Source organism: Tenacibaculum sp. nBUS_03 (assembly GCF_051201695.1).
In the GTDB taxonomy this organism is placed as follows: Bacteria; Bacteroidota; Bacteroidia; order Flavobacteriales; family Flavobacteriaceae; genus Polaribacter.
Genome location: NZ_CP179214.1, coordinates 3384871 through 3407049, shown reverse-complemented (window position 1 = coordinate 3407049; position 22179 = coordinate 3384871). Strand labels below are relative to the sequence as shown.

Here is a 22179-nt window from a genome sequence, read left to right as displayed (position 1 = left end):
TATGAAAATCATAATTATTTCTGTTTTATTAGCCATCATTCTACTCATTGGCATACTTATTAACAATAACATTATTAGTAAGAAAAATCGTGTAAAACAAGCCTTTGGAAGTATTGAAATTTATCTTAAAAAACGTTTTGATTTAATCCCCAGTCTTATTGCTACATTAAACAAATACCTAGCACATGAAAAAGAAATCATGCAAAAAATCACCGAATTACGATCAGCCTCAAAACATTGCATCAATTCACAAGAACAAATTGAAGTATCGAATGAGCTTTCAAAAATAGTAAGCGGGCTTCATATACAAGTAGAAAACTACCCTGATTTAAAAGCTGATATTCAATTTATAAATATTCAATTTGAGTTATCTGATATTGAAGATCAAATATCAGCTTCACGAAGAGCTTTTAATGCTTCGGTTACTACATATAATAACAACATACAAATGTTTCCTGCTAACATTGTAGCAGGAATACGAAAAGATAAAACAGAACTATTGTTAGAAATTCCGAAAACAGAACAAAAAGAAATAAACATAAAAGATTTATTAAACAGTTAAAAAACAACAATTATGCAAATGTTTCAAAATTTACCTTGGTATGGGTATATAATAATAGCTTTAGGTGTATTTGCTTATGTAGCTAAATATTTAGGTGTTTTTAAAAATAGTGCTGAAAGTGCCGATTTAAAAACTGCTAAATTCAAATCAAGCACAGAAAACAAAATTACTAAAGAGCAATTATTTACACTAGCCCTTTATACTCCAATTGCCGAGTGGTGGGGAGCAAATACTAATACGTTAACATTTTTGAATCCTAGATCTGCAAAATAAACATTTAAAAAGGTGGCATATGGACTCCAAAGAAGGGTATTGGAGCATGACAGAATATTTTATGAAGGATGGAAGACGTTGGTACTATGACTTTATTTATAATATGATGAAAACCCAACCTGAAGAAAAGTGGGATGCATTAATGAATAATTATTTTGGTAATAATGAAAGAGCTCTCAATTACCTAAAAATCTTAAGAACTAATAAAGTTAGTAACGAACTCAAACAAAAAGGAATTTTTACTATTGAATCTGAAATGGATATAGGAATTGTTGGCTATGATGCAGCAATGCTGGTAGGGCAAGCAAGAAAAGCCTATACCACAGACATAATTACTGAACAAGACGCAATTAAAGTTATGAAATTCGCAAGAGAACTTGTAGTAAAACATTTTTCTTCATGGGAAGAATTCGGAAAGAGCTTTATTCTTGGGTTTTCATTTGACCAACAACACCGTGAAGCATACTACAGGCAAGAAATATACCATTTATACAAGCAAGTTTTAGAGAATCCAAATAGCCCTTGGAACACCATAAACTGGCCAACCACGTAAGACTATGAAAGTAGCCATTGAAGAAACATACAACAATTCGAAAGAGGCCTTAAACAGTATCTATAAAAAACGCAAACGCACTTTGCTTTTTCAGAAAATAGTTTGGGGAATTACTGGAGTGTATTTTATTTTTATCATCTTGAGTTTTATCTACCCGTTGATACCTAGTTTGAAAAATGGGTATATTAAACAAACGATACAACATCCCTATCAAAATCAACTCTTTATTATTGGATTGATAATTATCATTTCTATATCAAGTATTTTTTTTGTTAGAACATTTCAAATATACGTGATTAATGAGCAAAAAGTAATGGATAAACTTATTAAAAGTTTATTCCCTAATATAGAATTTAGCCGTGGAATATCAGATCCTATAAAAGAAATAGAACATAGTAAATTGTTTACCAATATTCAGTCAAATCCTATATCATATGGGCAAATTCGAAGTACGATAGGAGGATATACAATAAATATTTCTGACATTGGTGTTCAAGAGAAAAATGTAACGAATAATGTTCTAAAAAAATTAGGTAATATTCCAGCTCTAAACATCTTGGTTGTTTTGTGGCAATACAGTATTAAAAACACCTTTACCAATAGCACTATTGATACCAATCAGTTTACTTTTAGAGGTATGTTTTCTTGGTTCCATTTTACTAAAAAATTAGACGGTCATACAGTACTACTCACAAATAATCATCAAACACAAATCAATCGTTTTTTTAGAACTAGTTTTAAAGAAGAACAACGTATACTATTAGAGGACCCCAGATTTAATAAGGAATTCATCGTGTATGGTACTAATCAAATAGAAGCTCGTTATGTATTATCTATAGCTTTAATGGAGCGAATTATTACTTTAAAGGAAAAATTTAACCAACCTATTTTACTTTCATTTCAGAATCAACAGATGTACTTGGCAGTACAAAACAAACAAGGGCTGTTTTCATTTTCAAAAGGCAAATTAGATGATATTTGTGTAATTGAAAAATTATCCCACACTATACAAACTGCTTTAGACATTGTATCAGAATTAAAACTAAAAAAATAAGGGTTATTCATTTGTTAATCTTGTGTCTACATAACAAAGCTTTCAAAAAATTGAAAGCTTTGTTAAACATTGTAGCGGGAACTGGACTCGAACCAGTGACCTTCGGATTATGAGAAATACTCTTTATTTTTATGGCTCAAATTAAAATTCTGCAATCTATTGCAGTTCGCCTCCTAAACGGTGGAAACTGGACTTTAACAAAAAAGTTGACAAAAAGAAAACAGATCGCACTTATAATTTTGATAATATGTTATTTATACCTTATTTAATATTTTAGATGGACTCCCTAATACAACAACATTATCAGGTACATCTTTGGTTACCATACTTCCTGCACCAATAGTTACATTATTTCCTATCATTGTTCCTAGTAAAACTATCTAATTAATAATAATTTGAAGTTTTAGCTATTTAGCCAGTTTTTAAATGCTGAGGCTTTATGTTTACTAATAATAATGTCTACTTTGGACTTTGGTAGTACAATAATCTTTAGCTGTTTATTACCATATTTATATATTTTATCTATGGCATTTATTGATAAAATATACTGACGATTCGCTCTGAAAAATAAGGTTTCATTAAGATTTTTAAATAATTCTTCTAAGCTATCATTTGACGTACAAATTTTGCCTTCAATGGTTTTAATATATGTGACACCATTTTCCATAAAAATATACGCAATCTCATTTACAGATATTGGTACAAGTTCGTTTCTGTAATGGGTTAAAATTCTATTCTTATGCGGTGCAACTTCGGATTCTACTGCTGTGTTTTTTGCCTGAATTACCTTTTCTTTATAGCTTGCTAAATCATTGTTTAACTTGGAAAGATTAAGAACTTCAGTTGATAATACTTCATTCTTGAGTTCTAATTGTTTTTCATATTTACTTCCGATAAGCCTGATTAAAAATAGCAGTAAAAACACGATTAATGCCCCTGTAGCTAAATACACCAGAATAAAATTTGTTTTTAAATTTTCTATTTCACTATTAATCTTATCTAAATTAGCATGAGCAGCTATAATCCAATCGGAATTTTTGACTGGATATAAATATATTATTTCTGAATCTCTACTTTTATCTGTAAAATCTCTAATGCCACCGCCTTCTTTTTTGTTCTTTAAATAAGAATAAAAATCTTTTGAGCCAATATCATCTTGAACTCCTGAAACATAAGATTCATCTGGTCCTGTTATTTTTCCTATTTTACTTGGATTTGGGTGGCATATTTCTTTCCCAGACCAATCGAACATACAAATAAAGCCTGTTTCTAAATCGGTATTTTCAATACTCTTTTGAATATTATCTTTAATTGTTTCTTTAGCTACCCCATTCTTTATTTGATAAGATACTAAACTAGCCATTTCTTTAGCTTCTCTTTTACTTGAAGAAATTTGAATTTTTAGAAACTGTTCTGTACTGATATCCACTAAGTAATCTGTACTAAAATAACCTACAAAATACACAACACTTAAAATTGCCAAAAACGTTAACAAATACAATTTGTCTTTTTTCATTGTTAAAGCTCTTTTTTAATAAATAATATGGAGAGAATTATAAAAATAGGATGATATAACATTATGTTTTATTCTATTTGGTGTGATATGTGCAAAAGTAAATATTTATTAATTCCCTTTCGTAGTTCACAAGTCCCTTTTAAATACGTTTTAGTCCCTCTCATCATCTTTTATTATACATAACTCCCTTGTTGTCGGTAGTTTTGCAGTATCAATTTTAAAATAAAAAAAATGAAAAAAATTATTAATTTGGTCTTGTTTTCTGTAATAACTCTTGCTAGTATTAGCTGTAGTGATGATGATAATGAGCAACCAACTGTAGAGAAAATTGCCATTAAGCTAACAAACAGTGCTACCTATGGTAGTGTTTTAACAGATACTGAAGGAAAGGCTCTTTATTTCTTTTCTAAAGATACTAAAGACAATTCTGTTTGTGATGGAAATTGTGAAAGTTTATGGCCAATTTTCTATGCCGAAAACTTAACTATTGATAATAGTTTAGAATTAGCAGATTTTTCAGTAATTACAAGACCAGATGGACAAAAACAAACTACCTATAAAGGTTGGCCCTTGTATTACTTTGTAAACGACACAAACGCTGGCGATATTAAAGGTGATGGGGTTAATGATGTTTGGTATGTTGCTAAACCAGATTACTCATTAATGTATGCCAGCTCACAGCTAGTAGGGAATGACAGCCTTAACTATCTTGAAGATTATACTGTAGGTGATGGAACTACTAATTATATTGTTGACATTAGTGGACGTACAATGTACACTTTTGTAAAAGACACAAACAATACCAATAATTTTACTGCTCCTGATTTTTCTAATAATGGTATATGGCCTATAGTAGAAATTACATTAGACAAAATACCGAGTGTTTTAAAAGCCTCTGATTTTGGAACTATAGATGTACACGGAAAAACTCAACTAACCTATAAGGGCTGGCCTCTTTATTACTTTGGACAAGACTCTCAAAGAGGCGATAATAAAGGTATTAGTGTCCCAGCACCCGGTATTTGGCCAATTGCCAATGCCAACACCATAGTTGCCCAATAAATATTGGCACCCTGGGGGGTGTTTAGTAAGCGGGTTTTGATATAATATCATTATACCGCTTACTATAAAACTATTCTATTATAACTATAAGAAATAAAAGAAACATCTGTTTTCATTTGTGTTTGTCGGACTTCTCCTTTACATCTTTTCCTTTGAATACAATGTTTAAAAGGATTACTTTGATTCTTAAGATGAGGTTTCATTTGTATCTGGTATAAAACCGATAATAGACAATAATTGTATTAACTACCCTGACTCAAGTCAGTTTCTAGACTTAAGAAATTTTGAAAAAATAAACAAAATATAACTAATATTCGGCAACAAATACTAAATAAAACCATGCCACTTAAAGAAAGTTTTTATGTGAAAATTTCTGATTATAACATAAAGATACCTGTTATTATTAGAAATAATATTACCAAGGATATATAGGTTTCTTTCAAACTCATTCATACACCCCATAATTAAAATGAAAAAACTAATTACATTAACACTATTTATACTAATTCAGCATATACTATATGCTCAGAAAAAAGATATTTTGGATTCTTTAGCTATATCATACGGTCTAGAACATTTTAAAAAAATTAAAAATATACAGTTTACCTTTAATGCGAAAAAAGAAAGTAAAACTATATCTCGACAATGGCTTTGGTTACCAAAACAAAATATTGTTGTAAAAGATAATAAAACTTCCTTTAAACTATACAATTCTGAAAGTAATATTAATGAACACCAATTTATAAATGATCTGTATTGGTTATCATTCCCTATACAATTAATTAAAGATCGTAATTCCATTCGTTATCATGTAGAAAACATCTCTTCTTATAGAAAATTGATTATTCAATACATCAATAACAAAGGAAATTCACCAAATGATATATACGAACTTTACTTGGACAAAAATTTGACTATAGCTAAGTGGATTTACAGGAAAGCCGGAAACTTGAAACCTACTCTTGAAACTACTTGGGAAAGTCATCGCAACTATGAAGGCATAAAACTATCCTTGGTCAGAAATAGTGATAGTATAAGTGACAATTTTAAGGTATGGTTCGAAAACATTCAAATCGAAAAACAACACACAAAATAGTCATCAATTTGATAATTTTAAATAAATTATAGTGGTTTTTTAACCTGATATTCACTTTTGATTAAAATGAAGTATTTAGAATTTATAAAAAATAAAAATTTTATATGAAAAATAAAAAGCTTCACAAGAGTGTGAAGCTTAGCTGTTACTAGTAGCGGGAACTGGACTCGAACCAGTGACCTTCGGGTTATGAGCCCGACGAGCTACCTACTGCTCTATCCCGCGATTTGCGGTTGCAAAGATACAGTCTTTTTATAGAATAGCAACAGGTTTTTAAGTTTTTTTATTTTAAAAAACTTAAAAACCTGTAAATCAATATAAAACGATTTAAAAAAATAAGTTAACTACATTCATTTTTTCTATTTTAGTTAACGATGCAATATGAGCAATATATCCTTCATTAATATCTACCTTAGATAAATAATATTTTTCGTTATCTAACTTCGTTGACAGTTTTAAAGTATTAATTGTATTTAAAGGTATAGTTAACCCTCTACCATCAGCTTTTACAATAGCTTCCTTTCTTGTCCAACATGTGTAAAATTTGTTATAACTATCTATTTCTTTTTTTTCTTCTGGAGAAAAAACAGCACTAAAACCGTCTATCTTAATTGGTTTTACTTTCTCTATATCAATACCTAAATTTACTTTTTCATCATTACTGATTGCGCACACAACGTATTCTTCAGAGTGAGAAATATTAAATGAGAAAGAACTATTTTCAAAATACGGCTTACCATGTTCAGTTGTCTTTATAGATTCTAAAGAGTAATCATAGCCAAATTGAAGCATGCTCTTTTTCAAAAGTAACTTCCCATATAAATATGTGTAAGCATCTTGCCAGCGACGAAACTTACTTAGTCTTTCTTGCATTGCTTTAGGTAATAACCTGATAAGTTTTCTATATTCATATTCAGGTAATTTTTTACATGAAGTGTAATAAATTGATGTCATAAGAATAAAATTAAAGTTAATAATTACTTAATGTATGTTCTAGTTTACTTACATCTTAAAACAGATAAAGTTATCTCATACACCATTCTAAAACAGCTTTTGCACTATGTGCTTTGTTTTCGGCTTGTTGAAAAACAATACTGTTTGTGCCATCTATCACAGAAGCCTCTACTTCTTCTCCTCTATGAGCAGGAAGATCATGCATAAAAATAGAAGTTGAGTATTTCGACATTACCTCTTGAGTAACGGCAAAAGGCTCGAAGATATCTCTCCAATTAGCATCAGGCTTAGTAGTTCCTGTTGTTTGCCACCGTGTAGTATATATTACATCTGCATTTTGGGGAAGTTTTCTTATATCATGAAACTCATTAATTACCGTATTCTTTTTTGCTCCTTCACTCTTTGCATATTGCAAAACCCTTGGATCTATTTGATAATTTGGCGGAGTAAAAAAACTAAGTTTAATATTAAAAAACTTAGATAAAGCAAGGGCAAGAGCTACCGCTGTGTTATTTCCCTCTCCCAAATAAACTATTTCTAAGCCTGATAATTCACCAAAATTAGCTTTTAAAGTAGTAAGATCTGCTAAAGCTTGTGTAGGATGTTCATCTTCAGTCATTGCGTTAACTATAGACATTCTTTTTTGATTAGCAAAGGCCCTAAGTATAGATGGACTTCCTGCCGTTCTAACAACTAAACCATCTAACATACGTGAAAGTACCTGTAAAGTATCACTCATACTTTCACCTGTGTTTATTTGTAAATCATTAGGTCCATAAGCAATAACATTAGCCCCTAACCTAAGGGCAGCGGTTGTAAAAGAAGTTCTTGTTCTTGTTGATGTTTTGGTAAAATAAACACCTACCACTTGATTTTTTAATTGATGTCCTAACTCAACACTATTATTAGAATACTCTACTCCTCTGTTAATGATATCTAATGTTTCTTGTTCTGACAAATCTTTTAAAGATATTATATGCTTTTTCTCGTTTATTATAGTAAGACTCATATTTTTTGTTTTTTTAAATTTTGTAGTTATTGGCTATTAAGCGCATATTAATACTATTAAGAATGGTATTTTATTCATGAAACCAGAAAGAAAACACCTGACCTTTACAAGGTTATTTAGGCATTTTCTATCAGTATGATTATTTCATTTACACTAATGTTAATTCAAAGTGTTTATTTATAAGATTTGATAAAGACTTTACCCTAGGTGCTTTCATAATAGAAAAATGATCTCCAGAAATATTATTAATATTGATATTAATAAATACGTTTTTTAGTTTATCAATAGTTGTATTATTTAAAGACTCTGAAGGACATATGTAGAGAGTATTTGCTTTTACTTCTTTGTATATCCAACTATTTTCAGAAGAAGCGACTAATAAACGAATTTTACTTGTTGCTGCAAATAACTCTTCTTTAGTTTTATTAATATAATCTGGAATAAGTTGTTTAATACTTTGAGGAATTAAATCCTGTATTTGATTACTTGTTAAAGCTTTAAAAGATTCAGAATTAAACAACTCTTCTTGTAAACCTTTAAGTGAAAAAACTTCTTGTTTATTTTTAAGGTTAAATCTAAAAAGTGAACTCAGTAAATCTAACTCTGAATCAATATTAAATAAAGTTTCTTTTGCAGGTTTTTCATACCCAAAATAAGAATCTATAATAATTAGTTTTTCTACTTTCTCATTATATTCTTCAAGCTGTAATGTTATCTCTGCTGCTATTTCTCCTCCTAGACTCCAACCTAATAAGTTATATGGTCCATTAGGCTGTAAAGATTTTATTTTTTTTATGTATGCTGAAGCAATCTCATTAATAGTTGGAGCTGATATTATATCATAGTCATACTCAAATTTAATTCCATAGCATTGATACTCTTTAATATTCCTAGTTAGTTCAAGATAACCGTCTACTTCTCCACTACCATCATGAATAATAAAAAGTGTATCATCTGTTTTTCTTTTGTTTAAAGGTATAACATCAACTTCTTTTATGTCTTCTTTATTTTCCTCTTCAATCTTAATAGATAAGGAAGCAATAGTTGGAGCCAAGAAAATTTCAGAAAGCTGTAATTCAATTTTTATATACTTGTTTATTTTATGTTTCATTTCCATTGCTAACAATGAATGTCCTCCTAGTCTAAAAAAGTCAGAAGTAATACTAATCTCACTTTCTTTAATTCCTAAAACTTCAGACCAAATACTAAGTAATTTCTTTTGAACATCATTACTTGGAGCTATATATTCACTTTCTATAGTAAATTCGGGGCTTGGTAATAACTTTCTATCTATTTTACCATTTGAATTTATTGGGAAATTATCAACTTTAATATATACGCTAGGTATCATATAATTAGGAAGTTTAGAAGAAAGTATACTCTTTATATTAGTCTCATCTATATCAATATTACCACATAAATAAGCGACTAATTGTTTACTCTCTCCTTCACCTGATACAACTACTAATGACTTATTAATTGATTCTATCTTTTCTAATTGAAATTCTACCTCTCCCAATTCAATTCGTAACCCCCTTATTTTAACTTGATTATCTATTCTACCTAAAAAATCAATAGTACCATCTTCATTCCACTTTGCTAAATCTCCCGTAGCGTAAGTTCTTACCCCTGGAATAACTGGGTTCTCTATAAACTTACTTTCAGTTAACTTATCATCGTTTAAATATCCTTTAGCCAATCCTTTTCCTGAAACATATAATTCTCCTGGTACTCCAATAGGGCATAATTGTTTCTCTTCATTTAATATATATACTTGCCTATTATTTATTGGTTTACCAATACATGATGTTTTTTCAAGAGAATCTATCTCATGATAGGTAATACAAACTGTTGATTCAGAAGGTCCATAAGTGTTAAATATTGGATAATTATTTATTAAATTATCAATATGTCTTGGCAATAACACATCTCCTCCACTTACAATAAGCCTTAAACTTTGTAAATCATCTACATACTTATTTAATACATCAAGAACAACAGGTACAGTAGTTAACACTGTTGCTTTTGTTTCTTTAATACCCTGAATAAGAGCTTCTATATCTCTTCCTCCTTCTGGCATAATTACTAGAGAGGCTCCTGTTATTAAAGCTGGAAAAATTTCTTCTACTACCGTATCAAATGAAGGAGAAGCTTGTTGAACAACTTTATCTAAAGTTGTTAATGAAAAATATTTCTTAAAAGTAATACTATAATCCACTAACGACTTATGCTCTATAATTACTCCTTTTGGTTTTCCAGTACTCCCTGAAGTAAAAATAATATATGCAGTATCATTCCCTTTTATTGATAGTAAAGGATTAATCTTTGGCATTTTATCAATCTTGATTTTATCTATTATCAAATCTATAATAGATGCTGATGTTTCCATACCTACTAAATCAGTACTTAAATTAGTAATTATATACTTCATCTCTGAACCATCAATCAACATTTTTAATCTATCCAAAGGATTATTAGGATCAAGGGCAATATATGTTGCTCCTGATTTTAAGACTGCTAAAAAACTAATGATCATTTCAGGTGAACGTTTTAAATAGACACCTATTCTATCTCCCTTTTTAACTTTAGCTACTTCAATAAGGTAATGAGTTAGTTGATTTACTTTTCGGTTTAAATCTTCATAACTCATTGTATGGCCTTTATAATATAATGCTTCTGCCAACGGGTTTAATAAAACTTGTTTCTCTATTAAATCAACAATAGTACCTTTAATGTTATAATTTATTTCTGGTGCATTAAACTCATTAAGTATTTGGTTGCTTTCTTGATTTGAAAGAATATTGATTTTTGATATTTCAATTTCCTTGTCTGCTATTATCTCTGCTATTATTTTTTCAAAACCTTTAGAAAACCTTTCTATTGTTTTTTCTTTAAACAACGATAGGTTATAACTAAAAAACACACCACAGCCTTCCTCTTGCTCTACTACATCTAGTTCTAAATCAAACTTTGCTACGTTATAATCCGCTTCATAACCTACAACTTTTAATCTTTCTGATTCTTCTACATAAGTTTTCTCTTGATTATATGAATAAAAAACATCAAATAATGGATTACGGTTACTATCTCGTGAAACATCTAATGCATCTACCAATTCTTCATATTGAAATAATTGATGATCAAAAGCCATTAATGTATTTGCTTGCAGTTCTGATAAAAATTCTTGAAAACTACTTCTTGAAGTTACTTGGTTACGTAAAGCTAAGGTATTCACAAACATTCCTACAACCTTTTCTAAATCGGCATGATGACGTCCTGCTGTTGGAGTACCTACAACAATATCTTCCTGATTTGACAACTTACTTAGTAAAATTGTATAAATACCTAAAAACAATGTGTACATTGTTACTCCTTCACTTGCTGCTAGTTTACGTAACTCTTCACTTTGATTTTTACTTAAAATTAACGAATGAACTCCTCCATCATTATTTCGAACTTGACTACGAGGATAATCTATAGGCAATTCTAAGGCTGTTAAGGCTTCATTGTACTTGTTTAACCAATACGTTTTATGACTCGATACTAAATCTTGGTAACTTTCACTTTGCTGCCATACTGAATAATCTATATACTCAACACTTAAACTAGGCAAAGATTCTCCATAATACAATGACCAGATATCACGAGTTAAAATTCCATTAGAAACTCCATCATTAACTATATGGTGCGAGTCTATCATTAACAAATAATCTTCTCCTGTAATATCTATCAATGATACACGATATGGTAAATCTTCAGCTAAATTGAATGGTTGTACAAATTCAGATACATAGTTTTTAATATCACTTGCAGTACCTTGCTTATAATCTATTTCAAAGTTCACGTCTTTTAAAACTCGTTGAACTGGATGCCCTTCTATCAACTCAAAAACAGTACGTAAAACTTGATGACGAGACACTAATTCTTTAAATGTTTTATCTAACTGTGAAACATCTAAATCTCTTCCAACTCTATAAAATGTTGGCATATTATAACTGGTACCATTCTTCTCATATTCATACAAGAAATACATACGTCGTTGTGCCGATGATAATGGATAAAAACTATTTTCTAATGCCTTTGGAATAGATTCAAATTGAACATAATCTTTTTCTAAAATATAAGTTGATAATTCTAAAATGGTACGATAAGAAAATAAATCTCTTAATGATACTTCTACATTAAATATCTTATTCACTTTATTTAGTAAAGTAATTGCTAATAATGAATTACCTCCCAATCTAAAAAAGTCTGAAGCAATACTAAGTGTATTTTCTTCAATATCTAAAATTTCAGACCAAATACGTACTAATGATATTTCAGTTTTATTAGTAGGAGCAACATACTGTTCCTTATCCATTAAGTTAGGTATAGGCAATGATTTTCTATCTATTTTCCCATTAGCATTCAATGGAAAACTATCTAAATAAATATAACTTAAAGGAACCATATAATCTGGTAACATTCCTGATAACAACAATATAATATCTTGCTCTTCAATCACCTCGTTGCAACATAAATAAGCTACTAACTGTTTATTTACATCAGTACCATGAGCTAAAACTAATGCTTGATTTATATCTGGTACTTCTTCTAGTACAGTTTCAATTTCACCTAACTCAATTCTATAACCTCGTATTTTTACCTGATGATCATTTCTTCCTAAGTACTCCAAATTTCCCTCAGGTAACCATTTTACTAAATCTCCTGTTTTGTATAAACGTCCTTTTCCAAAAGGGTTCCCTATAAAACGTTCTTCCGTTAATGTCAAATTATTAACATAACCCTCCGCTAAATGAATACCTCCGATATAAAGTTCTCCAATAGCTCCTTCTGGTAATAAGTTTAAATCTTTATCTAAAATATAAGCTTGAGTATTAGCAATAGGACGTCCTATAGGCACATTAGTGTTTAATTTTTCTAAAACCTCATAAGCCATAGATACCACCGTTCCTTCGGTTGGACCATACTCATTAATAAATCTTGATTTCCCTAAAAATTTATTAGCTAATGAAGGGGTACATTTTTCTCCTCCAGATATAACTATTTTAAGAAATGGTAACTCATCTATTGGTAAATTTTCTAAAAACGATGGAGTACTATGTAAATACGTTATTTTATTTTCTAAAAGATAGTTCTTAAAAAGAGTTGGATCTATGAGAACTTCTCTACCAACCAAAATCATTGTTCCTCCAGAAGCTAAAGCTAACCATATTTGTTCTACAGAAGCATCAAAATAATATGGTGAAAATTGAAGGATACGGTCAATTGAACCTATATCAAAAAACTCTCTTTGAAAACAATTTAAATTTGTTATTCCTTTATGCGCTACCAATACTCCTTTTGGGTTTCCAGTTGAACCTGAAGTATAAATTACATATGCTGCATCATCTGAGCTAACTACTGGTAAAGCTTTCTTATTAATATTTAATTCCTTATCTAAAAAACTAGTACTTAAACACCTATAGTTCGTATTAATTTCTTCTGAAAGGTCGTTTAAATTACTTAAGACAAAAGAAACTTTACATTCCTCTAACATATGATGAGTTCTAGATAAAGGTTGATCGACATTGATTGGTAAGTACGCTCCTCCTACTTTCATTATACCTAAAATACCTGTAATCATTTCTAAAGAACGAGTCATCATTAAACCAACGATAGAACCTTTTAACACTCCTAAATTCATTAAATGAGTTGCCCATAAATCTGATCGAATATCTAGCTCTTCGTAAGTTAGTTTTTCTCCTCCCATTACTAAGGCTATAGAATCTGGAAATGACTTTGCTCTAGAGCGAAACATATCTAAAACCGTTTCCTCTAAATCATAATTTACTTTTGTAGTATTTAAATCTAATAACAATCTATCTTTCTCTGAAGATGATAGAATATCTATATCCTTCAGCTGCTTTTCTTTATTATCTATTACACTATCTATTATTCTATTTAGATAACCTGAAAATCGAATAATACTTGATAAGCTAAATAAATCTGTTCGATAATTAAATGATAAAACTATCGACTCTGAATCTAAAACATCTAGCATCAAATCAAACTTCGCTATAGTATTACCAACATCATGACCTTCTATTTTCAAGCTTCCTGACTCTGCTATATCAGCTACTTCTTGATATTGATTATACGAATAAAAAACATCAAATAACGGGTTACGTCCACTATCGCGTGAAACATCTAATGCGTCTACCAACTCTTCATACTGATACAATTGATGATCAAATGCAATTAATGTATCTGCTTGTAATTCTGTTAAAAATTCTTGAAAACTAACTCTTGAAGTTACTTGGTTACGTAAAGCTAAGGTATTCACAAACATCCCTACAACCTTTTCTAAATCGGCATGATGACGTCCTGATGTTGGAGTACCTACAACAATATCTTCCTGATTTGACAACTTACTGAGTAAAATTGTATAGATACCTAAAAACATTGTATACATTGTTACTCCTTCACTTGCTGCTATTTTACGTAACTCTTCACTTTGTTTTTTACTTAGAGTTATTGAATGAACGTCTCCTTCAGTACTTTGATCTTGAATACGTGGATAATCTGTAGGTAATTCTAATGCTGTTAACTCTTCACTATACTTATCTAACCAATACGTTTTATGGCTCGATACTAAATCTTGATAACCTTCACTTTGTTGCCAAACTGAATAATCTATATAATCAATACTTAAACTTGGTAAAGATTCTCCATGATATAACGACCAAAAACCTCTCATTAAAACCTCATTGGAAACTCCATCATTAATTATATGATGTGAATCTATCATTAGTAAATAGTCTTCTCCTGTTATATCTACCAACGATACTCGGTATGGTAAATCTTCAGCCAAATTAAATGGTTGCACAAATTCAGATACGTACCTATCAACATCATTTGAACCACCTTGCTTATAAACTATATTAAAATTTGTTGCTTCTAAAACTCGTTGAACTGGATATCCCTGCTCCAACTCAAAAACGGAACGTAAAGATTGATGACGTGATACTAATTCTTTAAATGCTTTGTCTAATTGTGAAATATCTAAATCTCTTCCAACTCTATAAAACATTGGCATATTATAACTTGTTCCTTCTTTCTCATATTCATATAAGAAATACATTCGTCGCTGTGCCGATGACAATGGATAAGAACTACTTTTTAATGCCTTAGGAATAGACTCAAATTGAACATGATCTTTTTCTAAAAGATAAGTTGATAACTCTAAAATGGTACGATTAGAAAATAAATCTTTTAGTGAAACTTCAACATTAAAAAATTGATTAATCTTATTGGTTAATGTAATGGCTAATAATGAATGACCTCCCAATCTAAAAAAGTCTGAAGTAATACTAATTGTATCTTCTTCAATATCTAAAACCTCTGACCAAATTTCAACTAATTTTTGTTGACCATCAGTCTCTGGTGCCATATATGTATCCTCTGAAATTAAATCTGGACTAGGTAAAGCTCTTCTGTCTATTTTTCCATTGGAATTTAGGGGAAATGAATCTAACCATATATAACCTGAAGGAATCATATAATCAGGAAGCTTTGACGACAATAACCTAGCAATAGAAATGTCGTCTAACTCCCCTACACCACATAAATAAGCAATCAACTGCTTATTATTTCCTGATCCGCTTGCCAATACTAATGCTTGACTTACTGAATCTATTGATTCTAATTGAGATTCTATCTCTCCTAATTCGATTCGAACACCTCGTATTTTAACCTGATTATCAATTCTTCCAAGAAACTCTATGGTTCCATCTGAGTTCCACCTGGCTGTATCTCCTGTTCGATACATTCTTGAAGTTGGAATTATGGGATTCTTTATAAATTTATCCTCTGTTAATTTTTCATCATTTAAATACTCTTTTGCTAAACCTTTACCCGAAACACAAAGTTCTCCTGCAACTCCTACTGGACATAACTGTTTGTCTTTATTAAGTATATATACTTGTCTATTAGGAATTGGTTTACCAATACATGAAGTATTTTCAAGTAAACTAACCTTATGGTATGTAATACAAACTGTTGACTCTGAAGGCCCATAAGTATTATATATTGGATACTTTTTAAGTAAATTACTAATATGCCTTGGAAGTAATACGTCTCCTCCACTTACTATCAATCTTAAACTTTTTAAAGCATCTGAATAATTATTCAAAGCATCAACTACAACCGGAACTGTACTTAATACAGTAGCCTTAGTTTCTTTAATTTCTTTAAGAAGTGATTCTATATTTCTCCCTCCATCAGGCACGATAACAATTGATGCTCCTGCTAACAATGCTGGAAATACTTCTTCTACAACTGTATCAAATGCTGGAGAAGCTTGTTGTACAACTTTATCTGATGTTGTTAATGAGAAATACTCTTTAAAAGTAATACTATAATCTACTAAAGAACCATGCTCAATAACAATTCCTTTTGGTTTCCCTGTACTTCCAGAAGTAAAAATAACATATGCCGAGTCATCCTCTTTTATTGTAACCAGAGGATTATTTTCTGACATTTCCCTAATAATCAATTCCTTATTTATTAAGTCTACAACCTCTGCAGAGGTATTAATAGCCAACAACTTTTCATGAGAATTGGTTAAAATAAATTTTAAATTTGAGTTCTCAATTAATAAATTAATTCTAGTTGGAGGGTTTTCAGGATCCAACGAAACATATGTAGCTCCAGATTTTAATACTGCTAAAAATCCAATTATCATTTCTGGAGAGCGTCCAAAATGCACACCAACTTGGTCTCCTTTTTGAACATTCATTACATTAATAAGATAATTAGCTAGTCTATTAACTTTGCTATTTAATTCTCCATAATCGATAGTATGATTTTTAAAATATAAAGCTTTAGCTTTCGGATTTAAGAAAGTTTGTTCCTCAATTAAATCAACAATGGTTCCTTTGACATTATAATTTGTTTCCGGGGAATTAAATTCATGAATAATCTGACTTTTTTCTTCTTTAGAAAGAATATCTATTTCTGATACTTTGATAGTATCTTCAGACACTATTTGTTCAATTATAGCCTCTAAATACGTAGAAAATCTTTTTATTGTTTTTTCATCAAATAAAGAAAGATTATAACTAAAAAGCATGTCATAATAATTACCTTGATTAATTATATCAAGTTCTAAATCAAATTTTGCTGTATTATATAAAACTTCATGATTTACAATTTTAAGATCAGAATTATTACTAGAGCTAGTATCTCCATCTTGCTGGTTATAGGAAAAGAAAACATTAAATAAAGGATTACGCCCAACATCACGAGAAATATCTAATGCATCAATCAATTCTTCATAAGGATATAACTGATGATCAAATGCTTTTAATGTATCTTCTTGAACTTTTGCTAATAAATCACTAAAACTAACATCTGAAGTTATTTGATTACGTAATGCTAATGTATTAACAAACAAGCCTACTATACCTTCCAAATCAGAGTGACGACGTCCAACAGTAGGTGTGCCAACAATAATATCATCTTGATTTGATAGTTTACTTAATAAAACATTATAAATCGTCAAAAACAACATATACATTGTTACCCCTTGTGAACTAGCAAAGTTTTGTAACTTATTACTCTGTTTTTGTGATAAACTAAGTGTATAAGCTGCTCCTTCATTGCCAAGCTGAAAAGGTCTAGTAAAATCTGTTGGTATCTCCAATACTGTGATTTCATCACTATATCTATCTAACCAATACTCTTTATGACTAGAGATCACACTCCTGTACGCTTCACTTTGTTGCCAAACGGCATAATCTATGTATTGAATAGGTAAATCAGGTAAAACATTCCCTTGATATAAAGACAAAAAATCGTGCATTAAAACTTCACTAGAGATTCCATCATTTATAATATGATGCATATCAATCATCAATAGGTAATCCTCTTCTAAAACCTCCATTAAAGAAACTCGAATAGGAAGCTCCTTAGATAAATCAAATGGACGGACAAAACTATCCATATAACGATTTATATCTGATGCTGTACCTTGATGACGAGTTAACTTAAAGGAATTTGAATTCAATATACGCTGAACAGGGGTTCCATCTACTATTTCAAAAACTGTACGTAAACTATGATGACGAACTAATAATTCATGAAAAACTTGTTCTAACTTTAACACATCTAAATTTCTACTAACCCTATAGAAACCTGGCACATTATAACTTGTACCCTCTTTGTCAAAATCATATAAAAAATACATTCTTAGTTGAGACGATGATAATGGGTAATAACTTTGTTTAGGAGCAGGTTTAATAGCCTCAAACTCTTTTGCTTTTTTTATTGACTTGAAAAAAGTTAAAATATCCTGCTTTTTAGCAGTCAACTCTTTAATAACTTCAGGAGTAATCTTTTCTTCTGATCCTTTAACAGATAGTTGACCTTTTTTTACAGAAATAATGATATTCTTTTTTCGTAAGTCACTGATATATTCATCTATTTTCATGAGATTAACTTATTTATGTGTGTGGATGTACTTATTTTCTCTTTCAATTTATTGTGATCAATTCACATTTTAGCAGGTAGTCATTAAATACCAATGCTATGAGAATGTTTGTTGTTATAGTAGACTTTTTAGGGTTTAATAAAGTCTGAATGGTAGATATCCTAAGCTATTCCTTTACCTTATTTTAAACACATTACAATATATCTCTTTACAAAACTGTTCAACTTGAACCCGTTTAGTAAATTGTGATTACACCTATTCTATTTATATCTTCTTAACTTTTTAAGAAGATGAACAAATAGTAAAGTATTATTATTTTGTTTGAATAGCTTTTAATTTATCCTAGATAAGGAAAGTAGAATTGATTATTTCACTGGTAACAAAACTGTAGCAATACCATCTGTACTTTTTTTGGCATTGTTAGTCTCAAGACCTTTCGCATTAATTCTGCCAATACCAGTAATATATAGGTGCGCTACATCAGCATAACCTGAAATTTTAATATTTGAAACTCCATTCATATTTGTATTAAGAGTATCTACGGACACTTTTAAACTTCCGTTTAAAATTCCTTCACCTTCTATGTTAAAAGATTTTTGACTTATTACATCATCGGACATAAGTCTTACTAGTCCTGATAATTTTATATCTGAAATACCTGAATGATTAAGTCGAATAATATATTTAGGAGTTTTACTATGACTTATATTTTTTACATTATGAATATATAATTCGCCATTACGTACCTCTGTAACTAAATTAGCTATATCTGAGGTCTTTTTTGTTCTAATTTCTATAGAATGGTAAGAGCTTTTTTCTAAATGAAGCTCAATTCTACCTTCAAGGTTTACTTTATCAAATTTTTCTAGATTACGTGTTTCATTTTCCTTTGCTTTAGTTTGCCTGTTCAATGAAGTACCAAGTAATGTCATAAATTTATTTATTTTCATTTCGATTTGTTTTAATGAAGTTTAATTTTTTATCTTTTTAAATTGTCAACAACAATTTGTTTCCATGAGAGTAAACCAACAGTTTATTTTACTATTGAGTAACTTAGATAAAGTTATTCTCCTGTTTTAAGCTATAAGCCAAGCTATTTTCATAAAAATTAGAAAAAAGACTGTATAATTCTTCTGGTGCTTCAAAAAAAGAAATATGGCTCCCAAATTCTCTATTATAAAATTCTGATTCTTTTAACAAAGAATGTAGTAAAACTGAACCTTCAGGATGAGCTGTTTTATCATTTGAACTGGTTACAATCAGTATTTTTTTATTTAGTTTATCTACAATTTCCTTTAAATTTCTATTCATTACATCTTTAGATAACTTAATGAAACTGGAGAAAATCTCATCATTCAAATAAGGATACATAATATGTGGTAAATTTTTAATAGGATAATCTGTTGATAATGTACCAATAGACTTTGGGTTGGTCATTAAATTTCTTAAATCTGAGATATTAATTTGGTTACCAGCCATTTCAAGCAGTCGCTTCATATTTTGTTGTATATATGTAAGCTTATTGTTATCATTCCAGTTAAAATCACCATGCCAAAGACTTGCTGATATAACTTTAGAATCGATTTCATTACATGCATTAAGTACTAAATTAGCTCCATGGCAAACACCGAATAAATGAACTCTTTCTAGATTGAAAAGCTTAATAACATTTTTTAAATCTTCTAATTGACTTGGAATATCTAATTGTTTTGTAGTTGACGATTTAGACATACCTCTTGTTTCCCAGGTGATTACAAAATACCTATTAGCCAAAAGTTCTATCCAAGGTTTCATTATTAACATTGGCAACCCAGTTGGAAGAGCTATTATAATTGGACTATTCTCTATATCTCCGTAAGAAAACACATCCAATACTGTACCGTCAAAACTTGTCAAGTTTTGAGTTTTTACTCTATCCACTATATGAATGGGGTTATTTCCATAATTCATCAGATTCTTTTTCAAACCATGAATATCAAGATTTCCCAGCTTAGTAAAATAATCATTACAAAATGTGTTTACTATCTCTTCATACAAATCAAAATTATTTGGTTTAGCGTCAATAAAATCAACATGTTTATAGATTTCTAACTCTTTTAAAACTTCCTCAAGTTTAGTATAAAACCCTTTAGAATCAAGCGCTAGTTGTTTCAAAATTCTTAGTTGTTCACTTCGTTGCTTCAATATAGCTTTCATATTCACTAAAAATTCACTTATCTCTATCTGTTCAATAGTATTTAGCATAAAATATAATTTATAAAAGTTGATTAATTCTCAAGGATATTAAATTGTTAACATCATAGATTTTCTATATAAAACTGTTAGTTTTTATTTAAAAAAACACATTACACAAATTAGGAGTTCAAGAAGAAAGTTTACAATAGTCATCTTTATAGACAAGTATTAAAACTTTCTTCTATAGAATATCTCCATATCTCTGCTCAATGATTATTCATTTTTAAGTTACATTATTAGGGTTTCTATTTACTCCAGCAACTGCAACAGTTCTATACTTCTCTAAAGAAACTGTACTTCCGAATTCAGTTAATTCTTTAGGATTCCCTGGATAAACATCAACCATATCTGGTACAAACCTTGCTGCATAACCAAGTCGCATATCATTCGTTTTACCTAAATGAGAGTGCGAAGCATGCATTAAAGTAGACCAGAAAATAATAAACTGACCTGCTTTCATCTCTATAGATTTCGCTAATGACTCGTCTGGAACCCAATCTGAATCTTTTTGTAAATTTTGATAATCATATCCAAAAAAACCATCATGAATTGCTTCAGGGTCAAAATCAACTCCTTTACTTTCATCATAAAATAATTCTTCATGTGTGCCTGGCATAAACTTTAAACAAGCTGTTTCTATTGTTGCATCTGTAAGTGCTGTCCATACAGTTATAGTACCTCCAAAGTCTTCTTTCTGAGGCCATACTAACTGTGGCTCTCCACTAGAAAACTCAAATGTATCTACCTGATGCCAATCGGTTCCTTTATCTCCTGGGTATTTTGGAAACCATTCTGACCTCCAACAAAGAACATTCTCTCCTAATATATCAGTCAGTTTATCTACAATCTTAGGTTGCTTTACGTGATCCATTAAAAAAGGAACATCTAAATGACGATCATAATTTGCTCTATCATTTATCTCATTAATATCCTCATTGAATTCATAAACGCTATTTGAACGATCCAATAAACTATATCTAAGTTTTTTGGTTATTTCATTCATATCTTCTGGATCATATAAGGTAAATGGTCCTGCATATCCATTCTTTCTGAATTCTTCTAATTCTTTTTTACTAAACCTAAATTTTCTTGTTGGTGCTTCAATACTATTCATTATACTACTTTTTGTGGTTCTTTATTCATTGATTTTAATATTAGTCCTTCATATATTTCAAGGGATAATCCTTCTTCAAAGTCACTTGCCTTTAATGTAACTGAAAAATATTCTTTGGTCTTAGATATTAATTCTATTAGAGACAAAGACGTCCCTCCTTGATCAAAAAAATCTTCTTCTCTATTGATTTTTTCATTACTTAATATATCACTCCATAATTTGTGACTCTTTACTGATAATTCTTCTGATTTCATTTTTTATTTATTTAATAGGTTTTATT

14 protein-coding genes and 1 tRNA gene are annotated in these 22179 nt (G+C 29.9%); 6 read left to right on the top strand and 9 right to left on the bottom strand.

The window, feature by feature from the left end:
• The first annotated feature begins 1 nt into the window (after position 1).
• From ACMFBB_RS15440 to ACMFBB_RS15425, 4 genes are read left to right on the top strand one after another with little or no spacing between them, the layout of a single operon-like run.
• Positions 2-562, top strand: coding sequence for a LemA family protein (locus ACMFBB_RS15440; protein WP_435261638.1), 561 nt, complete (start codon positions 2-4; stop codon positions 560-562).
• Between the two features lie 12 nt (positions 563-574).
• A complete protein-coding gene (locus ACMFBB_RS15435; protein ID WP_435261637.1) occupies positions 575-835 on the top strand; it encodes a hypothetical protein in 261 nt (86 codons plus the stop codon).
• Between the two features lie 19 nt (positions 836-854).
• On the top strand, positions 855-1388 hold the full coding sequence (locus ACMFBB_RS15430) for a DUF1266 domain-containing protein (protein WP_435261636.1): 534 nt from the start codon (positions 855-857) through the stop codon (positions 1386-1388).
• Between the two features lie 4 nt (positions 1389-1392).
• On the top strand, positions 1393-2442 hold the full coding sequence (locus ACMFBB_RS15425) for a DUF3137 domain-containing protein (RefSeq protein ID WP_435261635.1): 1050 nt from the start codon (positions 1393-1395) through the stop codon (positions 2440-2442).
• A gap of 403 nt (positions 2443-2845) precedes the next feature.
• Here ACMFBB_RS15425 and ACMFBB_RS15420 read toward each other — a convergent pair whose 3' ends face one another.
• Positions 2846-3958, bottom strand: coding sequence for a LytTR family transcriptional regulator DNA-binding domain-containing protein (locus ACMFBB_RS15420; protein ID WP_435261634.1), 1113 nt, complete (start codon positions 3956-3958; stop codon positions 2846-2848).
• Between the two features lie 231 nt (positions 3959-4189).
• On the opposite strand from ACMFBB_RS15420, the gene ACMFBB_RS15415 reads away from it, so the two are divergent.
• Complete coding sequence (locus ACMFBB_RS15415; protein ID WP_435261633.1) at positions 4190-5020, top strand: COG4315 family predicted lipoprotein; 831 nt, start codon at positions 4190-4192, stop codon at positions 5018-5020.
• Positions 5021-5489: 469 nt separating this feature from the next.
• Positions 5490-6116 carry a hypothetical protein gene (locus tag ACMFBB_RS15410; protein WP_435261632.1) on the top strand — a complete coding sequence of 209 codons (627 nt, stop codon included), beginning with the start codon at positions 5490-5492 and terminating at the stop codon, positions 6114-6116.
• Positions 6117-6268: 152 nt separating this feature from the next.
• Here ACMFBB_RS15410 and ACMFBB_RS15405 read toward each other — a convergent pair.
• The 8 genes from ACMFBB_RS15405 to ACMFBB_RS15370 form a co-directional block, all read right to left on the bottom strand.
• Positions 6269-6341, bottom strand: a tRNA-Met gene (locus ACMFBB_RS15405).
• 102 nt (positions 6342-6443) lie between these two features.
• Positions 6444-7070 carry a 4'-phosphopantetheinyl transferase family protein gene (locus ACMFBB_RS15400; protein ID WP_435261631.1) on the bottom strand — a complete coding sequence of 209 codons (627 nt, stop codon included), beginning with the start codon at positions 7068-7070 and terminating at the stop codon, positions 6444-6446.
• 70 nt (positions 7071-7140) lie between these two features.
• Positions 7141-8079 (bottom strand): ornithine carbamoyltransferase, encoded by a 939-nt coding sequence (locus ACMFBB_RS15395; protein ID WP_435261630.1) that lies wholly within the window; start codon positions 8077-8079, stop codon positions 7141-7143.
• Between the two features lie 148 nt (positions 8080-8227).
• Positions 8228-18550, bottom strand: coding sequence for an amino acid adenylation domain-containing protein (locus ACMFBB_RS15390; protein ID WP_435261629.1), 10323 nt, complete (start codon positions 18548-18550; stop codon positions 8228-8230).
• A 365-nt stretch (positions 18551-18915) separates the two neighbouring features.
• Entirely contained in the window at positions 18916-19500 is a 585-nt protein-coding gene (locus ACMFBB_RS15385) for a GIN domain-containing protein (RefSeq protein WP_435261628.1), read from the bottom strand.
• 103 nt (positions 19501-19603) lie between these two features.
• A complete protein-coding gene (locus ACMFBB_RS15380) occupies positions 19604-20794 on the bottom strand; it encodes an alpha/beta fold hydrolase (RefSeq protein WP_435261627.1) in 1191 nt (396 codons plus the stop codon).
• 214 nt (positions 20795-21008) lie between these two features.
• Entirely contained in the window at positions 21009-21899 is an 891-nt protein-coding gene (locus ACMFBB_RS15375; RefSeq protein ID WP_435261625.1) for a chlorinating enzyme, read from the bottom strand.
• On the bottom strand, positions 21899-22153 hold the full coding sequence (locus ACMFBB_RS15370; RefSeq protein WP_435261626.1) for an acyl carrier protein: 255 nt from the start codon (positions 22151-22153) through the stop codon (positions 21899-21901). The genes ACMFBB_RS15375 and ACMFBB_RS15370 overlap by 1 nt, the downstream gene beginning before the upstream one ends.
• Positions 22154-22179 lie beyond the last annotated feature (26 nt).

Coding starts and splice junctions, on each gene's coding strand:
- ACMFBB_RS15440 (WP_435261638.1), top strand. CDS start 2: ATGAAAATCATAATTATTTCTGTTTTATTAGCCATCATTCTACTCATT.
- ACMFBB_RS15435 (WP_435261637.1), top strand. CDS start 575: ATGCAAATGTTTCAAAATTTACCTTGGTATGGGTATATAATAATAGCT.
- ACMFBB_RS15430 (WP_435261636.1), top strand. CDS start 855: ATGGACTCCAAAGAAGGGTATTGGAGCATGACAGAATATTTTATGAAG.
- ACMFBB_RS15425 (WP_435261635.1), top strand. CDS start 1,393: ATGAAAGTAGCCATTGAAGAAACATACAACAATTCGAAAGAGGCCTTA.
- ACMFBB_RS15420 (WP_435261634.1), bottom strand. CDS start 3,958: ATGAAAAAAGACAAATTGTATTTGTTAACGTTTTTGGCAATTTTAAGT.
- ACMFBB_RS15415 (WP_435261633.1), top strand. CDS start 4,190: ATGAAAAAAATTATTAATTTGGTCTTGTTTTCTGTAATAACTCTTGCT.
- ACMFBB_RS15410 (WP_435261632.1), top strand. CDS start 5,490: ATGAAAAAACTAATTACATTAACACTATTTATACTAATTCAGCATATA.
- ACMFBB_RS15400 (WP_435261631.1), bottom strand. CDS start 7,070: ATGACATCAATTTATTACACTTCATGTAAAAAATTACCTGAATATGAA.
- ACMFBB_RS15395 (WP_435261630.1), bottom strand. CDS start 8,079: ATGAGTCTTACTATAATAAACGAGAAAAAGCATATAATATCTTTAAAA.
- ACMFBB_RS15390 (WP_435261629.1), bottom strand. CDS start 18,550: ATGAAAATAGATGAATATATCAGTGACTTACGAAAAAAGAATATCATT.
- ACMFBB_RS15385 (WP_435261628.1), bottom strand. CDS start 19,500: ATGAAAATAAATAAATTTATGACATTACTTGGTACTTCATTGAACAGG.
- ACMFBB_RS15380 (WP_435261627.1), bottom strand. CDS start 20,794: ATGCTAAATACTATTGAACAGATAGAGATAAGTGAATTTTTAGTGAAT.
- ACMFBB_RS15375 (WP_435261625.1), bottom strand. CDS start 21,899: ATGAATAGTATTGAAGCACCAACAAGAAAATTTAGGTTTAGTAAAAAA.
- ACMFBB_RS15370 (WP_435261626.1), bottom strand. CDS start 22,153: ATGAAATCAGAAGAATTATCAGTAAAGAGTCACAAATTATGGAGTGAT.